16 protein-coding genes and 1 riboswitch are annotated in these 21,267 nt (G+C 65.2%); of the genes, 8 read left to right on the top strand and 8 right to left on the bottom strand.

What is annotated here, in order from left to right:
* Positions 1-13 precede the first annotated feature (13 nt).
* Positions 14-1,297: a hypothetical protein gene (locus VGQ44_18965; protein HEV8448924.1), complete on the bottom strand. Its 1,284-nt coding sequence runs from the start codon at positions 1,295-1,297 to the stop codon at positions 14-16.
* Between the two features lie 553 nt (positions 1,298-1,850).
* Positions 1,851-2,927 (bottom strand): glycoside hydrolase family 99-like domain-containing protein, encoded by a 1,077-nt coding sequence (locus VGQ44_18960; protein ID HEV8448923.1) that lies wholly within the window; start codon positions 2,925-2,927, stop codon positions 1,851-1,853.
* Between the two features lie 74 nt (positions 2,928-3,001).
* On the opposite strand from VGQ44_18960, the gene VGQ44_18955 reads away from it, so the two are divergent.
* From VGQ44_18955 to VGQ44_18945, 3 genes are all read left to right on the top strand, one after another.
* The gene (locus VGQ44_18955) at positions 3,002-3,211 is read left to right on the top strand and encodes a hypothetical protein (GenBank protein HEV8448922.1); all 210 of its coding nucleotides are present in this window, start codon (positions 3,002-3,004) and stop codon (positions 3,209-3,211) included.
* Between the two features lie 178 nt (positions 3,212-3,389).
* Positions 3,390-3,479, top strand: a riboswitch (cyclic di-GMP riboswitch).
* 23 nt (positions 3,480-3,502) lie between these two features.
* The gene (locus tag VGQ44_18950) at positions 3,503-6,127 is read left to right on the top strand and encodes an Ig-like domain-containing protein (GenBank protein ID HEV8448921.1); all 2,625 of its coding nucleotides are present in this window, start codon (positions 3,503-3,505) and stop codon (positions 6,125-6,127) included.
* 636 nt (positions 6,128-6,763) lie between these two features.
* The gene (locus tag VGQ44_18945) at positions 6,764-8,323 is read left to right on the top strand and encodes a hypothetical protein (protein ID HEV8448920.1); all 1,560 of its coding nucleotides are present in this window, start codon (positions 6,764-6,766) and stop codon (positions 8,321-8,323) included.
* On the opposite strand, the gene VGQ44_18940 is transcribed toward VGQ44_18945, so the two are convergent.
* Complete coding sequence (locus tag VGQ44_18940) at positions 8,301-9,599, bottom strand: glycosyltransferase family 4 protein (protein ID HEV8448919.1); 1,299 nt, start codon at positions 9,597-9,599, stop codon at positions 8,301-8,303. The genes VGQ44_18945 and VGQ44_18940 overlap by 23 nt on opposite strands.
* A 116-nt stretch (positions 9,600-9,715) precedes the next feature.
* Here VGQ44_18940 and VGQ44_18935 point away from each other — a divergent pair, with 116 nt between their 5' ends.
* From VGQ44_18935 to VGQ44_18920, 4 genes are read left to right on the top strand one after another with little or no spacing between them, the layout of a single operon-like run.
* Complete coding sequence (locus tag VGQ44_18935; protein HEV8448918.1) at positions 9,716-11,524, top strand: HAD-IIIC family phosphatase; 1,809 nt, start codon at positions 9,716-9,718, stop codon at positions 11,522-11,524.
* Positions 11,508-11,747 carry an acyl carrier protein gene (locus tag VGQ44_18930; GenBank protein HEV8448917.1) on the top strand — a complete coding sequence of 80 codons (240 nt, stop codon included), beginning with the start codon at positions 11,508-11,510 and terminating at the stop codon, positions 11,745-11,747. The genes VGQ44_18935 and VGQ44_18930 overlap by 17 nt, the downstream gene beginning before the upstream one ends.
* A 55-nt stretch (positions 11,748-11,802) precedes the next feature.
* Positions 11,803-13,218: an MBOAT family O-acyltransferase gene (locus tag VGQ44_18925; protein HEV8448916.1), complete on the top strand. Its 1,416-nt coding sequence runs from the start codon at positions 11,803-11,805 to the stop codon at positions 13,216-13,218.
* Between the two features lie 7 nt (positions 13,219-13,225).
* Positions 13,226-14,335 (top strand): hypothetical protein, encoded by a 1,110-nt coding sequence (locus VGQ44_18920; GenBank protein HEV8448915.1) that lies wholly within the window; start codon positions 13,226-13,228, stop codon positions 14,333-14,335.
* Between the two features lie 14 nt (positions 14,336-14,349).
* Here the strand turns inward: VGQ44_18920 and VGQ44_18915 are convergent, their stop codons facing one another.
* The 5 genes from VGQ44_18915 to VGQ44_18895 are packed head-to-tail and all read right to left on the bottom strand — an operon-like array spanning position 14,350 to position 19,317.
* Complete coding sequence (locus VGQ44_18915) at positions 14,350-15,096, bottom strand: class I SAM-dependent methyltransferase (GenBank protein ID HEV8448914.1); 747 nt, start codon at positions 15,094-15,096, stop codon at positions 14,350-14,352.
* 3 nt (positions 15,097-15,099) lie between these two features.
* Entirely contained in the window at positions 15,100-15,876 is a 777-nt protein-coding gene (locus VGQ44_18910) for a polysaccharide deacetylase family protein (GenBank protein ID HEV8448913.1), read from the bottom strand.
* Entirely contained in the window at positions 15,873-16,679 is an 807-nt protein-coding gene (locus tag VGQ44_18905; GenBank protein HEV8448912.1) for a formyltransferase family protein, read from the bottom strand. The genes VGQ44_18910 and VGQ44_18905 overlap by 4 nt, the downstream gene beginning before the upstream one ends.
* Positions 16,676-17,884: a glycosyltransferase family 4 protein gene (locus tag VGQ44_18900; GenBank protein ID HEV8448911.1), complete on the bottom strand. Its 1,209-nt coding sequence runs from the start codon at positions 17,882-17,884 to the stop codon at positions 16,676-16,678. The genes VGQ44_18905 and VGQ44_18900 overlap by 4 nt, the downstream gene beginning before the upstream one ends.
* Positions 17,881-19,317: a hypothetical protein gene (locus tag VGQ44_18895; GenBank protein ID HEV8448910.1), complete on the bottom strand. Its 1,437-nt coding sequence runs from the start codon at positions 19,315-19,317 to the stop codon at positions 17,881-17,883. The genes VGQ44_18900 and VGQ44_18895 overlap by 4 nt, the downstream gene beginning before the upstream one ends.
* Between VGQ44_18895 and asnB the strand changes: the two genes are divergently transcribed.
* Positions 19,316-21,238, top strand: coding sequence for an asparagine synthase (glutamine-hydrolyzing) (asnB, locus tag VGQ44_18890; protein HEV8448909.1), 1,923 nt, complete (start codon positions 19,316-19,318; stop codon positions 21,236-21,238). The genes VGQ44_18895 and asnB overlap by 2 nt on opposite strands.
* Positions 21,239-21,267: the final 29 nt, after the last annotated feature.

The raw sequence follows: 21,267 nt of genomic DNA, 5'->3' as shown, positions 1-21,267 counted from the left end.
CCAGCGAAGACGATTAGCAGAGCGGACCTTCGAGGCTGTTGTCTGCCTCGAGGACGCCGGCGAGGTTGAGGATCGTCTGTCTGTCGCCCGACGCCAAGGCCGTGTTGACCATGCTGATGACGTTGGCAACGCTGAGCGGGTAATTCATGCCAGGGGTAGCCGCATTGAGCAGGGCCGCGACGGCCTGCTTCATCAGGAGGTTCTTGGCATCCTGAACCGACGGGCCGCCCTTGAACGACAGCGCGTCGAGCATGGTCGTGGTCTGGTTGCCCGTACCGACGAAGCCGGCGCCACCGAGCGTCGTGACGCCCGGGACGTACGGACTCGGCCAGTCGTTTTCCTGCGGGCCCAACCCGGTGTGCGTCTTCCAGAAGCCGAGCGTGCAGCCACCCGGAATGGCGATCACGGAAGGCGTGACCGATAGGATGTAATCCTGGTAGTCCGAGTCTCTGTTCGTCGGGTTGTTGATCGGGTCGTTGCCGGCCCACAACGGCGAGAGCGCGTTGTCCTCGAGACCGACCTCGAGCTTCTTACCGTCGGAGCTGATGAACAGCGAGAACTGCTGGAACGGCGCGCCCGTGTAGCTGCCCGTGGCGTCGGAGCAGGCGCTCTGCGCAGCGCAGCTGCCCGTCGCATTCAGCGACGTGTTCTTCACATAGAAGCCCCAGTTGGCACCCTTCTCGGCACCGGGGAGCAGGTTCGTGTTGAACGTGATCGTATTGTTGACCGTCTTCGTTCCCCACGCCGGCACTGGGTGGAAGGTGTACGTGGTGCCGACCTTGGTGAAGACGCCGACTTCGCTGGTGCCGCCGGCGTACGTGCCGACGAGCTTGACGTCGTACGTGTACTGACCGCTGAACAGGAACGACGAGCCGTCCTGGCCGCCGCCGATACCGCCGTTGTCACCCCAATAGTTGCCGCCGGTGAAACCTCCCCGGTTGGCGAACGAGAGGGCATCCGTTTCCAGGCAGGTGGCCGGGATCGTTCCGAGCACGTAGTAGCCGATGTTGCACTTGATCAACTTCGTGGTCGCGAAGTCCGCATCATCAGATGAGACGTTGTCCCAGAACGCCCCATGAAGGCGGGTCGCCTCAGTGGGATTGATCGCGTTCGTAAACGCTCCGGCGTCCCCACCAGCGACGACGACGCCGGGTAGGAACGTGTTGATGAGGGCTCGCGACGAACCGACCGGCGCGGCTCGCGTCGGCGAATCTGGAGCAACCACGGAGTCCGAACAGGCAGCGGCAAAAAGTACGGTGAGCGCCGACATTGCGGCGGTACTGCGGGTCATTCGCATTTGATTCTCCGATTGAGCGTGGTTCCAATCCGGGGCCCGTAGTGAGCCCTTGATCCCTGCGATAGTGCCGCTGCCCTGCTGCGCGCCACGGTCCGCGCGGCGCCGCTCACCCGGCCGGGATCTCTCGCATGCGGAAAAACTGTCGCGAGAGATCGGGCTGCTGAGTTCGCGGCCCCGCCTTTTGCATGTCTCGGTCCATCCTTAACAGGCCAAAACGTTACAGCCGTCCACGCGGTCCCGTGCCGTCGCATCAGGGTCTCTCCTTACTAATACGAAAGACACTATCGACGACCCGACAACGACTTGACGGCTCTTTCCGCGATACCGTCCAAGAACGGATGCTGTATCCAATCGCTCTATTTTCGCACTTGGTCTACCATACTTCGCGCTGAGTCGCTACCGCGGCGTGGCGTGGGCGCATCGCCCTTGCTGCATCTGCGCTACACACGACCCCCTCTGCGCGAATCCCGATGCAGGATAGCCGGTTAGCTGCACGAACTCGCGTTCGTCGAGGGCCCCATCGACGGCACTCGAAGGGTCCTTTCTGCCGCGGTCAGGGCCGCGCACCATCGTCACTGAACACGGCCTTCAACGCGTCCAGGAACGCGAGCCCGAACCGTAAATCGGGCTCGAGATGGTTCCCCTCCGCCCACTCGTTCCACGATTTGATGAATACGAGGTTCCGCTCCGCCGGGCGCCCCCGAACGCCCACCGCGATCATCCGCGCGTGCGCCTCGAACAGCTGCGGCGTCGCACCGTGGAGCACCAAACCGTTGCGCCCGCTTCGCGGAGTGTTGTCCCAGTTCGGAAGCAAGCAAGGATAGGCGCCATCGGTGAACGCCTCGGAGCACGTCCACAAGGCCGCGCCCTCCTCGTACCGATAGACGGTCGGCATTCCCTTCGCATCCTGATACTTCCGCTGCAGCCACTTGATTGGCCTTCGCCGGCTGACCCACGGACGAAGCTGGGGAAGCTTGCCCACGATCGCGCCGTCGAGTCCGAGATCCGCAGCTGTCGATCGATCGGGAATGTTCGTTCCGAGGAGGAAGAGATCCCCCAGGCCGGCTTCCTGCGCCAGTCGGCGCCACAGGTCCATCGTCGCCGGCGTTTCAGGAACGTCGGCCGGCCTGAAGAAAACGAAGAGCGGTCTGTCGTCGACCCGCACGTATCGTCGGTCGTGAAACCCTGGGAGCAGCGATTCGAAGTGACGGCGGTGATCGTCGGCACCCGGATAGGTCTGCTCGATCAAGACCCGGTTCGGCTCACCGTGCCAAATGCCTGTCCACGTCTGATTCGCCCAACACAGGCAGAACGGAAAATCGGGCTCGCCGGACGCCAGGACCTCGGTGAATGGCCGCTCGAGGATTCGGCGACCGGCGAACCAATAGTGGTAGTAGCAAAAAGCTTCGACGCCGTAAGCGCGCGCCATCGCGGCCTGCGCCGCGCGAGTCTCGGGCACTCGCAGATCGTAGAAGCCCAGATCGGCGGGAACGTGGGGCTGATAATGTCCCGGGAATAGCGGTTTCGCTTTCGCCGTGTTCGTCCACTCGGTGAATCCCCGGCCCCACCACTCGTCGTTCTCGGGAATCGGATGGAACTGGGGCAAGTAGAACGCGATCAAGCGTGCCAAGATTGCTCCAGCGGCTCAAAAGGGGATGGCATTCCTGCGGATCGGAGCGAGACGGGCTGCGACCCGCGGTTTCCATGCAGCGGCCGTTGCCGTGCATGATAAATGGCTCGATAGCGGTTCGCGACGCTGGTTGTGAAATCGTTGTCTCGACTCCTGCGGAGTGGCCGTTCGGCGCGCCGCTCTGGATCTATCGCGCGCTCGCCGACGCGACGCTCCCGTATCTCTGGAAGCGTGTCCGCCGCCGCGAGGACTGGCTCTTCCGCGACGTGACGGATCGCACATAATCGCGCGGGCGAGCGCGTGAACTCTTTGCGCCTCTGCAGCGAAACGTGACAGCGATTTATAACGTTTTCTAACAACTGCTGAAGATTCGCGCGGCCAGTGACCGCTCGGAATTCGGGTCGTCGAAGGAGTGACGGCGCAAGCCGTTTTCGCCCGCATTTCCGCTCTCGGCAGAGCTGAATGCGACAAAGCCAAACCTGGGGAAACCCAGCGACGGAAAGCTGCGGGGCTACCGCCCGGACGACGGGCCATGCCAGCCGAGCCGCCGAACATCAAATCTGCGGAGACCGTGAATGCTTCCCACAAAGAGGCTTCATGAGGTCGGTGTAGGACTCCTCGGGATCTCGATCGCCATCGCGCTCGGTTGTACGAGCATCGACAACGCCACGTCCGTGCATGGTTCGGCTGCCGGGTTTGGCGATGGCAAAGCAAACAACGTCTCGGTGTCGCCGCCGTCCGCATCCGTGATGCGCGGCTCGGTGACGCCGCTCAAATGTCAAGCACTCGACTCGCGCGGCGTCGTCGTCTCCTCCGCGCCGTCGTGGACGATCGCCGATCCGGGCGTCGCCACGATCGACGCCGGTGGTTCCGTCACCGGCGTTCGCGGCGGCAGCACGATGGCGAGCTGCGTCGTCGACGGCAAAGCCGCCAGCTCGCTCGTGACGGTCATCGAAACTCCGGTGACCTTCCTCGAAGTGACCCCAGGCGCCGACGCGATCGTCGTCGGCGACAACCGTCAGCTGATCGGAACGCCGCGCGATTCAACCGGCGCGGCGGTCGACGGCTTCCCGGTGCAGTGGTCCACGCCCGATACCAGCATCGCTTCCGTGTCGTCGGCCGGCGTCGTCGTCGCGCGCGGCGAGGGAACGGCGAACATCTCGGCGACGAGCGGCGGACAGGTCTCGTTCGCGAAGATCAGCGTCTCGAAATCCCCGCCGGTTCCGGTGGCGACCATCTACATCAATCTGAACGGCAGCACCGCGTTGAACGTCGGCCAAACGGTGCACGCCAACGCCGTCGTCACCGACGCCGCGGGGCGTGTGCTCACCGGACGCAGCATCACGTGGTCCTCGGGCAACACGTCGATCTTCAGCGTCGTCGGCACGTCCGCTGACAAGGCGAACATCACGGGCCGAGGCGTCGGAGCCGCGATGCTCACGGCGACGTCGGAGGGCAAATCGTTCAGTGTTCTGCTCACGGTCGGAAAGGCCCCGGTGGAGCAGGTCACTGTCACGCTTGGCTTGAACAAGATCTTGCCGGGCCAGACGACCCAGGCGACGGCGACCGTCACCGATGCCTTGGGCAATCCGCTGACGGGACGCACCGTGACTTGGTCGTCCCTCGATACATCGATTGCCAGCGTCGGGTCGAATGGCGTCGTGAGCGCGAATACGACGGGCGCCGTGGTCATTCGCGCGACGTCGGAAGGGCAGACGGGCGACGCGACGGAAACGGTGGGCGTCGATCCCGTCGCGACGGTGACGGTCACACTCGGCAGCGCAAGCTTGAATCCGGGGCAGACGATGACCGCTACGGCGACCGTCCGCGACGCGACGGGCAATGTGCTCAACGGCCGGACCGTTTCGTGGTCGTCGTTGAACCCGAGCGTGGCGACTGTCTCGATTGGCGGCACGGTCACGGCGCTGGTTGCGGGCAGCGCGACGATTCGCGCGACGGTGGAATCGCAGACGGGTGACGCGACGTTCACGGTCGACGCGCCGGCTCCGACGCAAACGCCGCCGCCTCCCGCGCCGACGGCGTCGGTTACGGTGACACTGGATTCAACGAACCTTGCTCCTGGACACACCTCGGTCGCTCACGCGGTCGCGAAGGACTCGAAGGGCAACGTACTGACCGGGAAGACCGTCACGTGGGCTTCGCTCAGTCCGACGATCGCCACGGTCTCCACCACCGGCATCGTCACGGCGACGACCGGGGGCTCGGCGCCGATTCAGGGCACGATCGACGGCATCAATGGCGCGGCGACGATCACCGTGATCGTCCCGCCGCCGTACGTGCCGACCCTGCCGCAAACGAACACGGATTCACTGGCCGAGCCGGTCTTCGACGCGACGCAGCAGACGATGCTGTTCGACGAAAACTTCGACTCGTACACGAACGCGATGCTCCATCCGGCGTGCGGGTCCACCGAAGTGCCGCACCGAGTCATCGACCATTCGTGGTACTACTGCACCACGTTCTCAACGAACGGAGGACCCGGCGTCGACAACGGCGTGCAGGTCGTCCCCGGTCACTCGGGCAACGGCCTGTCGTTCCATTACGACGGCATCTCTCAGGAGTCCCATGGCGTCGTGACGACCAATGGCTCTGCGCCGGTCGTCGGCCAGAAGACGGTGTTCGTGCAGTACTGGGCGAAGTGGACACCGGACGCCGGCTACTCGCTCACCACGAAGGACGCCGGCGGAAATTGGTCGGCGATCGTCCAGATCAAGAACATCATGCTCTGGCACGGCAACAACCGCCTCCAGTTCGACACCCATTCCCATTCCGGCAGCTGTCCGATCTATGGTCCGAGCTACACGATGATCGCCGCCAACGACATGACGCAGACCGGCTGCGAGTCGGACTCGCCGGCCGGTCCGTATTTCGGCCAGTACGCGGACGGTCAGTGGCATCGCTGGACGATCCAGTTCAAGCCGAATACCGCGTCGGGCGCGCGGGACGGAATCGCGCGCCTCTGGATCGATGGGCAGTTGACGAACGATCTCGAACGCGGCGCCTGTGGCATCACGCCGCCGGGCGGTTGGAAGCCGTGGTGCGATGTTACGGAGCTCGACGGCCTCAATTCCACGTCGACCGGTGTCGGCGTCATCGAATGGGGCGGGCCTCGCACCGATGCCAGCGGCATCAAACTCTCGATCGCCATCGACGACTTCAAATGGTGGACGAGCAAGTAGGATTGGGTCGCGGCCAAGAACCGCCGCGGGCCGCGATTAGAGCCTGCTAAATAGAGCACATCACGAAAAGCCCGCGAAAAGAATCGCGGGCTTTTTCGTGATGTGTGACGAGCGCCACTGACGGGCTCGGGATGCGAGGCTATTTAGGCGCGACATCTGGGCGCACTGCCCATCAGTTGCTGGCCTTGGAAAGACCCGCAGTCCAATTCTAGTTGCGCGATTCGCCCGCAGGCGTTGTCTCGGCGTCCGCGTGACCCGCCAGAAACCCCAAACCAAAAAACTCGGAGCTCGTCTCTCATGGAGCGTTGCGCGCCATGGCGCAATGTCGCGCCGTCACGCACGACTGCCACTTGGATTCGCCGCGGAGTCCGCATCGTCTCGCTCGCCTCTGTGACCGCACTCACACTGTCGGGCTGCGACGCGGTGTCTGATCCGCAGGATTCCGTCGTGTGGTCGAAACTTCAGCACACGGTCACCGTCGCCGTGGGTCAAAGACACCAGATTGGCGTTGCCGCGCTAGGCAGTGCGCCGACCTGGGTGAGCGATAATCCACAAGTTGCTTCCGTCTCGAGCACTGGTCTGACGTCGGCCTTGGCTCCGGGACGCGCGAACGTCATACTTCACCTGCATGGGCACGTGGACACGACCCTGGTGATCGTACACGCCGCGGTTCGCGCGATTCACATGGTCGCGAGCTTCACGCCTCTGGCGCTCGGCGGCGCGATGGGGCTGGCCTATCATGTCATCGATCCTGCGGGCGACGAGATCACCGATCTCCGAGAAACGCCGATTCAATGGGTCTCTCGCGACTCCACGGTCGCCAGTGTGGACCCCTCAGGGCTGATTCGAGCCAAGGCGCTCGGTCAAGTTGCCATCGTCCTGATCATCGACGGCCAGAGCGACAGCACCTTGGTGCGCGTCACTCCGGAGGCGCCGCCAGGGTCCCCGATCGAGCCGATTCCTCCCTCGCAGCAGCCGCCGAAAACACCGACGCCGGCCAATCCGCCGCCTGCGGCTCCCGCAACGGCGTCGGTGGTCATAACACTCGATTCCACGGGCATTGCCCCGGGACACAGCTCGGCCGCTCATGCCGTAGCGAAGGACGCGAAGGGGAACGCCCTCGCCGGCAAAACGGCGGCATGGACGTCGCTCAACACCGCGGTGGCAACCGTGTCGAGTGAAGGCATCGTAACGGCGCGAAGTGGCGGTTCGGCGGCGATTCAAGGCGTGATCGACGGCGTGAGCGGCACCGCGTCGTTTACCGTGACCGCCCCCCCCGTGGCTACGCCACCGGTCACTCCGCCGCCGACGAGCTCCCCGCAGCTGGTCGCCGAGCCGGTCTTCGACGCGACGCAGCAGACGATGCTGTTCGACGAAAACTTCGACTCGTACACCAACGCGATGCTTCATCCGGCGTGCGGATCCAAGGAAGTGCCGCACCGGGTCATCGACCACTCGTGGTACTACTGCACCACGTTCTCAACGAACGGGGGCCCCGGCGTCGACAACGGCGTGCAGATCGTCCCCGGCCGTTCCGGCAACGGCGTGTCGTTCCACTACGACGGCATCTCTCAAGAATCGCACGGCGTGGTGACGACCAATGGCTCTGTGCCGGTCGTCGGCCAGAAGACGGTGTTCGTGCAGTACTGGGCGAAGTGGACGCCGGACGCCGGCTACTCGCTCACCACGAAGGACGCCGGCGGAAATTGGTCGGCGATCGTCCAGATCAAGAACATCATGCTCTGGCACGGCAACAACCGCCTCCAGTTCAACACCCACTCGCATTCGGGCACCTGTCCGATCTACGGTCCGAGCTACACGATGATCGCCGCCAACGACGTGCAGCAGATCGGTTGCGAGTCGGACTCGCCGGCGGGTCCGTATTTCGGCCAGTACGCAGACGGCCAGTGGCATCGCTGGACGATCCAGTTCAAGCCGAATAGCGCGCCCGGCGCGCGGGACGGAATCGCGCGCCTCTGGATCGACGGCCAGTTGACGAACAACCTCGAACGCAGTGCTTGCGGTGTGAAGCCGACGGGTGGCTGGAAACCGTGGTGCGATGTTACGGAGCTCGATGGTCTCAATTCCACGTCGACCGGTGTCGGCGTCGTCGAATGGGGCGGGCCTCGCACCGACGCCAGCGGCATCACCTTCTCGATCGCGATCGACGACTTCAAGTGGTGGACGACGAAGTAGCGCCGCTTGTGAGGGCGGGACCTTCGGGTGGATGCGGAGCGAGGCTCCGATACGCTTCGTAGGCCCGCCTCCACGAGAAGTCGGAGCGCACGCGTTCGTGGAGTCTTCGGCCGGCCCTGCCGGCGAGTTCGCGGTCCGACAGGACACGCGCTAGGGCCGCGGCCAGCGCTGACGGGTCGTCCGGAGGAACCAGGATGCCCGTCTCGCCATCGTCCAGAATCTCCGGAATACCACCGACGCGCGTCGCGACCACGGGAACGTTGAACGCCCCCGCCTCCAAGATCACGATCCCGAACGGTTCCGCGCGAGACGGGAGACAGAAGACGGCGGCGCGCTCGAAGAATCGCGAGACCTGCGCATGCGGCACGTTCTCGAAGAAGAACACGTCGTTGTCGAGTCCGAGCGTCGACGTGAGCGATCGAAGCTCCGCCGTCGCCTCCGCGGGACGTCCAACCAGGACGAGGGCGACGCCGGGGCTCGATCGCCTTACGTCGGCGAACGCGCGCACCAGAACGTCGAGACCCTTTTTTCGTTCGAAGGTCGCGACGCCCAGCACGAACCGGCGATCGCCGACCGGCGCCAGTGGGTCGGGGCTTCGATCCACCGATTGAACGAAGTGATCGACGTCGAGCCCATTGTGCACGACGACGGCCTCGGTTCCAGTGAGGGCCTTCACCTCCTCACCGAACGCGCGCGAACAAGCCACCATCGCCGTGGCGCGGTCGAAAACGAAGCGCCAGGCCCGCGGCTCCAGCCCGCGGCCGGCTCGTATTTCCGTAATGTCCATTCCATGAAAGGACAGGATCAGCGAGCCTCGAAAGAGCTTCGCCCATCGAAGGAGCGCGATGCCAAACGCACCGAGCGACGGATAATGCGCGTTGAAAGCGACGACGCGGTTTCGGCGAGCGATTCGCCACATGTCCGCGAGGTGGCGGGGCGCGCTCACGAGCCATTTGACGAAGCCCCAGCGGGCCCCTTCGGCCCACGGTGAGCGGATGTATATCGTTCGACGGCCGTCGACCATCGTCTCGATTGGCCGGCGCGCCGACCATCGATTCACGATCAAGAGCGGCTCGAATTCCCCAGCCTCCGCGATCTGCCGGTACAGATTGACAACGACCTGGTTGACGCCGCCTGGGCCGGTCGGGTCCCAAGGCAGCACGAGGGCGTACGTCGGCTTGGGGCGGGGCGGATGAGCCTGTGTCACGTCGGGGTCACGGTCGTTGGATCGTGGGAATGCGTCCTCGAACGTCCAGTAGCGGGTCGCGCCGGACAAAAGTTCACCTAGGGCAGAGACAGGAGCAAATGCTCTGCTCCTTGCGATTTCCTCGATCGGTGACAGCCGATACTTTCCGAGACCATCGCATCGTACCTGTCAGGGTGGGGACGTAGATGCTCGCCTTTCCGCACGATTTTCCGTTGTTGTTCCGAAAGCGCCGGAGCCTGACCCGAGCCCGCGCCGAGCAGGCCGGATTGGCGCCGGTCAGGATCGCGATGCTGGGCGGTCCGACGACGCAGGAACTCGCGTCGTGGCTCGAGCTCTTTTTGCTCGACCGCGGGATCAAGCCGGTCATTTATCAGTCCGAGTACAACAAATACTTCGAGGACACGGTTCTCGACTCGAGCGCGCTCGTCGAATTCGCGCCCGATTTGGTGTACCTGCACCTCACGTCGGTGAACCTGCAGGTCCCGAACGCGGCGAACGAGGAGGAGCTGGAGGCGGCCGTACGTTCGCGCCTGGATCACTTTGCCGCCGTGTGGGGCGCGGTGTGGTCCGCGCTGCCGTGCCAAATCATCATGAACACCTTCGAGACCCCTGCTCTGCGGCCGCTGGGGCATCTCGATGCATCATCGTTCGCCGGGGCGTCGCACTTTGTCGCAAGGCTCAACCGGGAGCTTGTTCGGGCCGCGCGCATCAACTCGCGCCTCCTGTTGCACGACGCCGCGTCTCTCGCCGCCACGAGCGGCGTCGCCTGGCACGCTCCGGATCGTTGGTACTCGTACAAGATTCCGACGTCGCCCGAGGCGGATGTCGTGACGGGTCACTCGCTCGCGTCGCTCATCGCGGCGGCGCGCGGCCGGAGTCGGAAGGTGCTCGTCCTCGACCTCGACAACACGATGTGGGGCGGCGTGATCGGTGACGACGGTCCGGACAAGATCGTGATCGGCCGAGAGACGCCTCGCGGCGAAGCGTACACCGCGTTCCAGGAGTATGCGCGGCGTCTCAAGGACCGCGGTGTTTTGCTCGCCGTGTGCTCGAAGAACGATGACGCGATGGCGCGCCGCGGATTCTCGCACCCAGACAGCGTGCTGCGCATCGGCGATTTCGCGGCGTTCGTCGCGAACTGGGAGCCGAAACACCAGAACATCGAGGCGATCGCGCGCCAGTTGAACCTCGGGCTCGACAGCTTCGTGTTCGTCGACGACAACCCGGCCGAGCGCCACCTGGTCGAGGCGCAGTTGCCGATGGTCGCCGTTCCCAACGTCGGCGACGACGTATGCCGGTACCCCGCGATCATCGACGCGGCTCGTTACTTCGAGACGATCTCGCTGTCCGCCGAGGACGCCCAGCGCACGGCGCTCTACGCGCAGAACGCCGAACGCGAGGCGCTTGCCCAGAAGTTCGAGGACTACGACGCGTATCTCGCGTCGCTCGGAATGGTCGGCGAGATCGACGCGTTCTCGCCAGTGTACCTCGACCGAATCACGCAGCTCACCAACAAGACCAACCAGTTCAACCTCACGACGCGGCGCTATACGAAGGCGGAGATGGAAGCGGTGGCCGCGGACCCGGAGTACATCACGCTGTACGGACGCCTCACCGACGTCTTCGGCGACAACGGGCTGGTTTCCGTCGTCATTGGGCGTCGTGACGATCGAACGCTGCACGTCGATCTGTGGCTCATGAGCTGCCGCGTCCTGAAGCGCGGGATGGAGGACGCGATGCTCGACGCGCTGGTGTTGCGCGCGCGGCAGGCCGGCGTCGATAGAATCGTCGGCTACTACATTCCCACGGCGCGAAACGGCATGGTCGCCGAACACTATTCAAAGCTTGGCTTCACGCAACTGACCGACGACGGGCCGGAACGAACGTCGTGGTGTCTCGAGCTGGCCGGGGAACGGGAGTACTCGCCGCGCAACCGCCACATCCGTCATGCGAACGGAGGAGGAGGGGAGAAGACCGGTGCCGGACATACTTGATCGGCTGCAGCCGTTGTTCCGCGATGTGCTCGACAACCCGTCGCTCACCGTTACGCGGGCGTCGAGCGGCCTGAACGTGCCGGGCTGGGACTCGCTCGCGCACATCACGCTGGTCGCCGAAACGGAGCGCGAGTTCGGAATCCGCTTCGCGCTCGGCGAGCTCGAGACGTTGAAGAACGTGGGCGACATGGTCGACCTCATCGAGAGGAAGATCAGCGCCTGATGCGCCGCGGCCGGCAGACGCGCGAGCATGAGTCGCGGGCCGGGGACACACGCTGATGTCGCTCGTCTCCGTCGTGTTTCTCTTCGGTTTTCTCCCGATCGTCGTGATCGGGACGCATTTGTTGCGCGATTTCGTCTCGGCAAAAGCTGCGCAAGCCTGGATTCTCGGCGCGTCGCTCGTGTTCTACGCGGGTGGGTCGGTTCGGTTTCTCCCGCTGTTGCTCGCCTCGGCGGCGTTCAATTGGGGAGTGGGCCGCGCGCTGTCGTCGCCGCGCTACGCGCAGCCGACGCGCAAGCGCATCATGATCTTCGGCCTGACGGTGGACGTGCTCGTCCTCTGCGTCGCCAAGTACACCAACTTCATCGTCGGAATCTTCGGCGGCGGCCGCGTCGCGCACTGGGCGTTTCCGCTCGGCATCAGCTTCTTCACGATCGCGCAGGTGATGTACCTCGTGGACGCGTACGAACGGCTCATTCCCGCGAGCTCGGCGTTCGACCATTTCACGTTCGCGTCGTTCTTTCCAAACGTCACCGCCGGCCCGTTGGAGCGCGTGAAGCATTTTGTGGGACAGCTGAACGACATCGGCGGCCAGGACGGACGCGACGAGCGTCTCGCTCGCGGCATCGCGCTGATGGCCATCGGGCTGTTCAAGAAGGCGGTGATCGCGGACTCGTTCGCTCGCGTCGCCGACGCGGGATACGCGAACGTCGCCACGCTGTCCATCGCGGGCGCGTGGCTCACGTCGCTCGCCTATACGTTCCAGCTGTACTTCGATTTCAGCGGATATTCGGATCTGGCGATCGGCGCGGCGAGGCTGCTCGGCATTCGCCTCGTGAACAACTTCAACGCGCCGTACCGTTCGCGCACGATGAGCGAATACTGGCAGCGCTGGCACATCAGCCTGTCGAACTTCATCACGACGTACCTCTACACGCCGATCATCCGGAGCATGGGGCGGGGAAGGGTCACCGTCCACAAGGCATGCGTGGCGTCGTTACTGGCGATGACGATCGCCGGATTCTGGCACGGCCCGGCGTGGACGTTCGTCCTCTGGGGAACGCTGCAGGGCGCGGGAATCGCCGCGTATCAGTACTGGAAGCGGCTCAAGCGGCCGATGCCGGACGTCGCCGCGACGATCGTCACGTTTCTGTTCATCAACCTGACGATGGTCGTTTTCCGCTCGCCGTCCGTGCCGACCGCGCTCACTCTCGCCGGACGATTGGTGTACGCGCCGGAAGTCCTGGGAGTCGGAACGGTGCTGAACGCCATTCCCTCGGCGGCGATTCGCTTGATCGCGCTCCCGATCGCGTTCGGCGGTGTCGTGGCGTTCGCGGGGCCGACGTCGTCGGAGCTCGTCGAGGGCTTCCAGCTCAGGCGCCGAGCGGCGGCCGGGGTCGCGGTGGCCGTCGCCGTCTCGGTCGCGTTCATCGTCGCGGGAACGGGGAGCGATTTTGTCTACCGCGCCTTCTAGATCGCGGATGTCGCTGGCGCGCCAGCTGACGTATGGCATCCTGCTCGTCGGCGTGGCTGGCGCTCTCGCCGAAGGTGGCGTGCGGCTCGATGACTATTGGCGGCTCGGGATTCCGTTGCTCGCCGCGCCGGGCTACGACGACCTCCTCGTCCACGACTCGCTCGGCACGCACGGCGCGCCGAACGGGAGGTATCGCGAGCTCCGCTTGAACAGCGCGGGATTTCGCTCACCCGAGTCGTCGCTGTCTCCGCCGCCCGGGTGTGTTCGCGTGATGACGCTGGGTGCGTCCGAGACGTTCGGCACCGGCTCGGGCGCTCCCGGGAATGAGTTCCCGGCGCAGCTCCAGGACACGCTCGCGACCCACGGGTGTTATCGCGTTCTCAACGCCGCGATGGTCGGCGCCACGCTACGCTCGTTGATTCCGTACTGGAAGGCCTGGGCCTCGCGGTACCACCCCGACATCGTCGTAGTGGTCACGAGCCCCTCGCTGTACGCCGGCGACAACCCGATGCCGGCGGTGAAGGCGCTCCCAAATCCGCCGCGCGCGCCGCAGCCGGTCGCCGCGGCAGGCCGCCGGATCCAGCTCGAGTCGCGATTCGCCGAACGTGTGCACTGGTTCCTCCACGTCCCGGATTTCATCCAGGAAGTGCGAGTCCAAAACCACCTTCGGGAACTGACGGGGAATCGCTCGGCGGATTGGTACTTCGCCGCGTTGCCCCCGGATCGCCTCAACGCGTATCGGGCCGACCTCGACTCGATGGTCGCGGCGATTCGTGCCGCTGGGGCGCAGCCCGTCGTGGCCGCGTACCCCATGCGGTTCGGCCGCACTCTCACGGTAAACGACAGCGCGACGATGGCGTCATGGCGCCAATACTCGGCGCGAGCGACGCCCCAGGCGATGCTCGATTTCATGTGGGCCGCGCGCGACACGGTGCTCGGTCTCGGACGCCGCGACAGCTTCGCGGTCGTCGACCTCCCGCCGGCGCTCAACGGACACGCGGAGAACTTCGACGACGCAGTTCACTACACACCGCTCGGCGCCAAGCGCGTCGCCGGGCTGATCGCCCGTGTCGTTCTCGAGGTCCGACCGCCGCTAGCGACCGCCGAGCAGAAATAGCGTTCGCGCGAAGTTCAGTCGGCGGCCTTGGACAGAATCACGATCGAGTTTGGCCGCAGGCCCCGCAGCGGCTCTGTCATGAGCAGGCGAATCCAGAACAACTCGACGATCGCGAGCGGGAGCACACTTGCGGTGGCGGCCGTGCTCACGAACAGCTTGATGCTCTCGACGCGCAGTCCGGCCTGTGAGGACGCCGACTCGACCTGACGGGGAGTGTTCGCCCGATAGAAGGTCGGATAGACGTCTTCGGGATGCCGGCCTTCGAGCACCCGCAGCATTCCCTTTTTTGCAAACTCGGGAATCATGCGCGCGGCGAGCGTGTCGTATCCGCGCGCGTTCGGCGTGTGAAAGACGAACCGTCCGCCGGGGCGCAGAACCCTCGCGATCTCGCGAAACTGACTCACGGGATCGGCCAGATGTTCGACGACCATGTTCGCGGTGACCAGATCGAATATCCTATCGCGAAACGGCAATCGCGACGCGTTTCCCGCGACTCGGTCGGTGAGCGAACGATTGTCGCCAAGCGCGGCCAAGTCCGGGTCGACTCCCACCAACGATCGCGCGCGAGCCGTGAGTCGTCTCTCGCCCTCCGAGCGCCATGGCGGCAGGAGCGAGCGCCCGCAACCCAGATCGAGCCACACCATTCCCGGCTGAACGATTCGAAAGAGCTCTTCCTCGTACGTCTCCTGCGAGTACTTGAGCCCCGGGACGATCAAGCGCTCGACTTTCCAGTACAGCTCGCGAAGTTGAGCGCGAACCATGGCTCAGGCTCTGAGCGCCTCGAAGCCGAACTGATATGCGCTCACGTACCACTGTGAGATCGGGATCCGCCGCAGATCGTAGGGGTTCGAGTCGGGCGTCACGTTGCCCCCGTACGCCGACATGCAGCAGTCGTAGCCCGCGTCGCGCACGAGCTGGCGGTTCGCGTCGGTGATCTGATTCCGGCGCCCGTAGGGATAGCTGAAAAGCCCGACGTCGACGCCGACTTCCTTGGCGAGCCGGGTGCCCGAGTCCGTGATCTCGCGCCGAGCTTCTTCGCCGTTGACGACGCCCAGATCCACGTGATTGCAGGTGTGCGCGCCGAGCTCGAATCCCTGTGCCGCGAGATCTCGCACCTGGTCCCAGCTCATCCACTCGGACTGGATGCCGGCCTCCCGGTCCCACCACGGCACCCGATCGCTCTCGACGAAGTCGGTCGCGATGAAGAAACACGCGGGCACTTGCCGCCGCTTCAGGAGGGGCGCCGCGATCTGGTGATTGTCGAGATATCCGTCGTCGAACGTGACGACGAGATGCCCGCTCACATCCTCGCCGCGCTGCACCTTCTCGACCAGCGTGCCGAGCGGCACGACGGTGAAGTATCGACAAAAAAAGGTGCAGAACCGCTCGAACTTCTCGACCGAACAGCTGATGGCGTCGGACGCGTAGCGGTCGTCGACGCGATGAAACAGCACGACGATCGCCTTCCGCCGCAGCATGATGCGATGCAGTCCGAGCTGGAAGATCAGGAAGCCCAGTGCGGCCTTGAGACGCCGGCTCACGTGGCTCCGCCCCGCCGACGACGAACCCGTGCGCGGAGCTCGCGGACCGCCTTGTAGTCGGGCGCGCGATACGTGCGCGCGGCGCTATGGTCTTGCGCGGTGGCGATCGCCGTTCCGGCGGCGATCTCGCGCACCACATCGACGAGCATCCGAACGCCGTTCGGTCGCAGCACATCTCGGCGATATCGCTCGATGTACGCGATCGGATCGCCCGAGGGAGCCGAGTCGAGGGCGAAGATTTCCTGCCGGAGCACGTCGCCGGCGTCGACCGCCGGCGACACCCGATGGATCGTGATCCCGACCTCCGTCTCGCCGTTGTAGAGCTCCCAGAACGCCGGCGCCGAGCCGCGATACAGCTGTGCCTTTCCCGAGTGCAGGTTGATCGATCCGTACCGAGGAATGTCGAAGATGCCGTCGCGAAGGATGTACGTGCCCGCGACGACGCCGAGGTCCGGTCGCAGCTCGACCAGCCGTTCACGCGCGGCCGGCGAATGAAAATCGTCGAACTCGAGCAGCGTCACTCGCGAATCGAGCGACATCAGCTCGCGAGTCGTCGTCGTCCGCGGAAGGATCCGTGAGCGCGCGACCCTGAACAGGCCGCCGACGCCTTGCGTGCGCACGACGTGCCGGATCTTCTGTCGCACCGACAGCGCGCTGCGCATCCAGGGCGACTTGAACAGTGCGACGACGTCGACGCCCGCTACGCACGAGAGAGCGTTCGCGACCTCGATGCCGAGATCGCCGCACGTCAGTACGACGACGCGCAGCCCGGACGACGTCGCCTGCGATGGAAGCGGGATCACTCGCCGTCTCCGAGTGAGCGGCGAATCTGCTCGAGCATGCGTGCGCGGTCGTGCTCCCACGAGTACGCACCCTCGATGGCGGCGCGCCCCGCGGCGCCGAGCGCCTGGCGGCGCGCCGGGTCGCGCGCCAAGGTGACCAGCGCGTCGGCCAGCGCGGCGGCGTTCCCCGGAGGAACGAGCACGCCGGCGCCCGTTGCTTCGACGACGCGGCGCAAAGAGGCGACGTCGCTCGCGACGACGGGCAACGCCGCGCCCATGTAGTCGAACAGCTTGTTCGGCAGCGTGATCTCGATGTGCTCGGTGCTGAGAAACGCCAGCAGGCCGATCGCCGCGTGCCTGTAGTAGTCGTCGTGCACCTCATGGCTCTTCCAGCCGAGCAGACGCACGCAGTCGCCGAGTCCGAGCTCGTCGATTCGCGTCGCCAGCGGACGCGTTTCCGGGCCGTCGCCGACGATCGCGAGCGCGAGCTTCGGGAACGCGCGCACCGCGAGCGCCATCGCGTCGAGCGACAACATCAGGCCGCGGTCCGAGAGCAGGTTGCCAAGAAACAGGACGACCACCCGGTCTTCCCAGCCCGCGAGGTCGGCGGGCAGCGCGGGCATCGTCGTCAAGTCCGTCAGCTGCGCCGGCGTGTTGCCAACGAGCGCGACCGCGTCGGGTGAGGCGCCCATCGCGATGCACCGGGCGCGAGACTCCTCCGACACGACGAAGACGGACGCCGCGCCGCGAATCACGCCGCGATCCAACGCCTCCGCGACGGTCGGGTTTCGCGCGATACGAGACGCGAGGCTCGGATGCGCGTCGCGATTGGATCGGAACGCCACGGGATAAACGTCCGAGATCTCGTAGTGCACGGGAACGCCAAGGGCGCGCCCGACGCGCAACACCGTCGGCGCGAGCGGCAGATCGCTCACGATCATACAGTCCGGACGGAAGTCGCGCGCCGCGCGCCAGATCTCCCACACCCAGAGCGGATTCGCGAAGACCGGAAAACCCAACGCCGCGCCGATCCGACCGCCGCCGAACGACGGCACGCGCTCGATCTCCATCCAGTCGTTGCGCTCGCGGCGCGACTTGTTGTTCGGATTCGCGGCGAGCAGCCGTACGGCGAAACCGTCAGCGGCCAGCGCCTGCGTCTGTTTGCGAACCCGAACGGCGTTGCGCGGCCAATCGCCCTGGTAGACGTACAGGACGCGAAGAGTCAAGTCTCGGCCGCCTCCCAGTTCACCGCACGGTCGTGCGGCACGCGGCAAACGACCCATCGAAACTTGCCGGATGTCTCCGACGGGATTTCGTCGACGAGTTGCGTGTCGACGCGCATTCGGTCGCCGAGACGCGCTCGAAGGCCGTGCTCGAGTTGAGCCCGATGGTCCGAAGTGAAAGACGCGCCGGCGACGATCGACACGGTGACGTGATCCGCTCCGTCTTGCACGACCTGCGACTTGAGGATCTGGTCGAACGGCTTGAAGGGGTGGGTCAACACCGACGGCGAGATGAATCGGCCGTCCGGAGTCATCACGATATCCTCGGCCTTTGTCGTGATGTCGGCCATCCGTCCGAGGGTACGCCCGCAGGCGCAAGGCTCCGGCATCAGACGAGTGACGTCGGAGCTTTGGTACCGGATCATAGGCATGCCGCGGTTCCACAAGCTTGTTCCGGTCAGGAATCCCCGCGCCCCGGGCGCCACCGGGTTCCCCGCGTCGTCCGTCACCTCGGTCACGCCATACTCGTCGAATAGATGCTTTCCCGCGTGCTGGGCGCATTCGCCCGCGAAGATGACGCGCTCGGCGGACCCGTAGAAGTCGAACACGGGGGCGGCGAACGCTTGGCTGATCGCCTCCCGCTGAACGGCGTGGAGCGTCTCGGACGACGTGAACACGGCGGTCATCGGCAGCGTCAGTCCCTGACGCTGCAGGTGGCGCGCCAGAATGAAGAGCGTGGACGGATACCCCTCGATGAACCGGATTCCCCGCGCGCGGAGCTCGCGAACGTAGAGATGCAGGTTTTCTTCCGACAGGTGGAACGTCGAGCACCAGAGATGATGTTCGGCGTAGTCCACGCGCCAGAAGGGCGGCTCGCGGCGTTCCGGTGGGACAACCACGCGGCCGAGGAGCAGTGCGCACCAGGTGCCGGGGGTGCACCCTGCCCATCGCCGCTGCCGCCAGTGGGCGACGTTGTTCACCACCAACATGTCGCGGTCGTACCACAACGAGAGGGGCGAACCCGTGGTGCCGCTCGTGTGCCCGTGGAACAATCCGTTGCGGTTGCCGTCGCGGAGCATCTCGTCCCCGGCGGCCCGAACGTGCGTCTTCGTGACGGCCGGCAGTTGGGCAAGGTCCGCGACGCCCTGCACCTGGCGCACGCGCACGCCGTGCTCGTCCCAGTGCCGCCGATAAAAGGGGACGCGGTCGTACGCGTAGTGGACCAGGTCCCGTACCCGCGCATCCTGGAGCTCGCGAAGGCGGTCCGAAGGCCATCTTTCGCTTCGATCCCATTCGGTCGAAATGGCCCGGAATTGGCGTCCCGAGCGCCGCAGGCGCAGGCGACCGGCATACGCGTTAAGCAGGAACGTCTGCAGCCAATTGGGCGAAGCCTGATAAATCCGATCGCCGAGGCCCACGCTAGCTTTTCCAGGCATGCCGTCAGCGGAACGTACCGTCGCGTTTGCGACCGGTCAACCGCGCGCGCGTCTCATTTCAGCTTCGACTCGATCGATGTGCGGCATCTGCGGACTGGCACATTCTGATTCGACGCAACCCGTCGATCTCGGCGTCGCGCATCGCATGCGCGACGCGATCGCGCATCGCGGCCCCGACGGTGAAGGCATGCACGTCGAGGCGGGCGTTGCGCTCGCACACCGGCGTCTGAGCATCATCGATCTCGAGGGCGGCGCTCAACCGCTCTCGAACGAGGACGGAACGGTCTGGGTCACATACAATGGAGAGATCTACAATTTTCAGGACCTCAAAGATTCACTCGTCAAGCGTGGACACCTGTTCCGCACACACTGTGATACGGAGGTGCTGGTCCATGCCTACGAGGAGTGGGGCGACGGCTTCGTAGCTCGGCTCAACGGAATGTTCGCGTTCGCGATTCACGACGTGAAGCGGCGACGCGTGCTCCTCGCCCGCGATCATCTCGGGATCAAGCCGTTGTTCTACTGTCTGCGCGATGCCACGCTGTATTTCGCGTCTGAGATCAAAGGGATCCTCGCGGCCGGCGTTCCCGCGCGCGTGCGCCCCGAGAGTCTTCAGGAGTATTTGATTTTTCGATACGTCGCCGGGACGAACACGTTCTTCGACGACGTGCGGCGCCTCGCGCCTGGACACACGGCCGCATTCGAACAGGGACGGATCACGGTGTCGCGTTACTGGACACCGCCCGTCGGCGAGGACGCCGTCACCTCGCTCGACGAAGCCGCCGAAGCGTTGGACCCGTTGCTCCGCGAGGCCGTCGCGTCGCAGATGATGAGCGACGTGCCGCTCGGTACGTTCTGCAGCGGCGGCGTCGACTCCGGACTGGTGAGCGCGTACGCGGCGGCGTCGTCCTCGCACACGCTTCAGACGTTCGCCGTCGGCTTTGAGGACCCGGCGTGGGATGAGCGCGGTCTCGCCGCCGACACCGCCGCGAGAATCAAGTCGGACCATCACACTGTCGTCGCCGAGCCGAGCGAGTTCCTCGGTCTGCTTCCGCTGTTGGTCCGACACCACGACGAGCCGCTAAGCCATCCGAACTCGATCCCGCTCTTTCAGCTCAGCCGGTTCGCACGCCGGCACGTGACCGTCGTGCTCACCGGCGAGGGCGCGGATGAATTGTTCTGCGGGTATCCTCGCTACCACATCGCTCGATGGCGCGCGGCCGCCGAACCGCTGCCCGGTGTTTTGCGTGGCGCGCTGGCGAGCGTGATCGCTGCCGGCCCCGGTCATCGGCCCGCGAAGATGGCCAACAGCCTTCGCGAAAAGCTCGACGACGCGATTCTTCTCAATTCGGCGTACGTCGCTCCTGAATTGGTCGCCCGGCTCTCCGCGAATCCGGTCGACGCGGCGTTCGACGAACGGCGCTGTCTGCTCGACCGCGCGCGATCGAATGCCGGTTCAGTGGCGACGCTCTCTCGGTACGAGCTGCTCACGTACCTCTGTTGCGCCCTCGATCGCATCGACCGGATGTCGATGGCGGCGAGTCTCGAGGGACGTGTGCCGTTCCTCGACGTCCCCCTCGTCGAGTGGGGGCTGCAACTCACCGGGCGACTCAAGCTGTCGGGCACCGAGAACAAGGCCGTCGTCAAACGCGTCGCGGAGCGGTACTTGAGTCCGACGGTCACGCGCGGCGCGAAATCCGGATTCGGCATTCCACTCGACGCGTGGTTCCGCTCGCCGGTGTTCGCTCCGCTGCTCACGCGCTTGAAGGATCCGTCGCATCCGGCTGCGTCGCTGTTCGATCAAACCGTACTCCAGCGTCTCGTCGCCGAACAGGTGAGCGGCGCGGCCGACCACGGCGAGTCCCTGTGGCTCCTCGGGAACGTCTACGTCTGGGCGGAGCAGCATGGCGCCGCGGTCTAGGCGCGCGACCTCGCTCGTGGCCGCGCGCG

It is taken from the genome of Gemmatimonadaceae bacterium (genome assembly GCA_036003045.1).
GTDB lineage: Bacteria > Gemmatimonadota > Gemmatimonadetes > Gemmatimonadales > Gemmatimonadaceae > JAQBQB01.
The sequence above is the reverse complement of the archived record's forward strand: the minus strand, read 5'-3'. Positions and strand labels throughout refer to the sequence as shown.